Raw genomic sequence first — 1,970 nt, 5'->3', positions numbered from 1 at the left:
CATGATGGGTGGTGTGGGGGCTGGAGGTTAGAGACCTCCGGCTACCCGATTATGTTGCTACTTTATACTGTTCGTATTTTTTCGCGTGTTCAGTGCTGTTCATTAAGCTTGCAGCTTTAATCATATGTTCCCAAAAACAAACTCCAGGGCTAACGTTGTTTTCCATTACGCCGTCTAATTCTTCCATAGCTAAACGAAGTTCATTTACAGATAAATATTGTAAAAAGTCTTCTTCGCAATAACCAAAATCTGATTCTGTGATGCTTGATGGTAAGAGTTTATATGCTGCTAGTAACTCTTCTGATATTAGCTTCCAATTCTGAGTAATACTCATAACTCTCCTAGCAACATAACAACTTTGTATCCGACATTTGTCGCTTTATAAACCGACAAATGTCCAAATATTACAAAGATTCTAATTTAACCAGCTAATAAAGACTTGTAAACAACTAGTTAGCCGATATTTAAGTTTCCTTGATGTAGAAATCCCCCAAAATGGTAGAGATCAGTAATATCGGAAAAAAAAGTAATGAGCTATAAAAATAGGTGTAAGCGATATTATTAATAAGATAACTTAAATTTGTCTCTAAGCTTTTGCCTTTAACCTAAAACAAAAAAGCCGCTGTTCATTACAAACAGCGGCTTTCGTCTTAAGATTTACAGGCTTAAGACATTAAATTAGACAGCCACCCCAATTGTAAACTAATCTAGCGCGCCACTAAATTTACTTTTTTGGGCTAAGAGTTCACCTCTTTTTATATCTTTACTCGCGCGTTACACATTAAATAAGCAATTATCACTGTTAAACCTAAATTACACGCATGAAAATGACTGCATAATGCAGTTGTGATTTATTACTGAGTAGTTTAAGTTTTATGCCAGTAGCTTTTCGCAGTTACTGATATTCGCTCGCCGCTTTCGGTTTAAGTTTTCACAATAACCTTCTTGTGAGGCTGGCCTGCCGACTGCACCATGAAATACACGCGTAAATTGTGTGGTGAGCTTTAACCAGTTTTCTGGGGAGATATTAACTCTTTCGAGTAAGGGTAAGTGTGTACTTTCAATATAACCACGTTTGTCTTCTCGTATACAGNCCCTGTTAGCTCAACAAGTTCAAGGTACGATTTAAGCTCAAACGGCAGCCCTTTTGGCATAATTTGACGTGGCATGCCTGCAAAGCGCAGTAGTTGTTTTGGTTGCTTGCCATCCTTTGCATACGTTAAACGCTGTTTGATGCTGGTATGGTCTGACTCTTCTGGGGTGTTAGCCATTTTGGCTCTAATGGGGTTTAAATCGACATACGCCATACAGGCCGCAAGGGCTGCTTCATCTAATAATGCTTGAGACGTAAATCGTCCCTCCCAAAAACGGCCAGTGCAGTTATCTTCTTTATTTGCTCTGCGAGCAATGTTTTCATTTAACAACCGCATAAACCAGCTAATACTTGATAGGCGCTCGCGGTATTGTTTTACTGTTTGATTAAAAAAGATAAGTTCAGCTTTACTTAGCTTTTCACCCTGTATGTATTTTTGCGTAAGTACAGTGCCTTTACACAGCTTGTGCCAGCGAATAACAATCGCTTTATCATTTAGCCTATTCGCTTTTTTATCATCAACATACAGCACTAAATGGGTGTGATTACTCATAACAGCATAAGCACATACATCAATACAAAACACTTTGGCTAACTCAAGCAGTTTATCTTCAACCCAGCCTCTACGATGCTCGTAGGATTGACCTGTAAAGTGGTCTTCCCCACATAAAAATGCACGGCGTACGCAACGTGATATGCAATGGTAGTACTTTGTATCAACCAAACTTACTTGGCGCTTTCTTGCAATTGCCATAAGACACCCTGCTTATTTTTCACACTGATAAAAGCCTAGTACTTAGTTCACTAAACTGCAAAAAATAGGATGGGTGATGAGATGGACGCTCCCCAAAACGGCGTCAATGCGCCAAACTGGTAA

At 39.1% G+C, this 1,970-nt stretch carries 1 protein-coding gene and 1 pseudogene; both read right to left on the bottom strand.

Going from position 1 to position 1,970, the window contains the following annotated elements; genetic code table 11:
• Window positions 1–49: 49 nt before the first annotated feature.
• Window positions 50–334 carry a hypothetical protein gene (locus GQR38_RS19865; protein WP_165723100.1) on the bottom strand — a complete coding sequence of 95 codons (285 nt, stop codon included), beginning with the start codon at window positions 332–334 and terminating at the stop codon, window positions 50–52.
• A gap of 539 nt (window positions 335–873) precedes the next feature.
• Window positions 874–1,847: pseudogene (locus GQR38_RS19860) on the bottom strand (transposase).
• Window positions 1,848–1,970 lie beyond the last annotated feature (123 nt).

The organism is Pseudoalteromonas sp. c7(2019) (assembly GCF_011378625.1).
Taxonomy (GTDB): domain Bacteria; phylum Pseudomonadota; class Gammaproteobacteria; order Enterobacterales; family Alteromonadaceae; genus Pseudoalteromonas; species Pseudoalteromonas arctica.
This window is presented reverse-complemented; position numbering and strand designations above follow the sequence as displayed.

What these genes read in the sequence shown, in the direction of transcription:
- GQR38_RS19865 (WP_165723100.1), bottom strand. Translation starts at nt 334, where the DNA reads ATGAGTATTACTCAGAATTGGAAGCTAATATCAGAAGAGTTACTAGCA.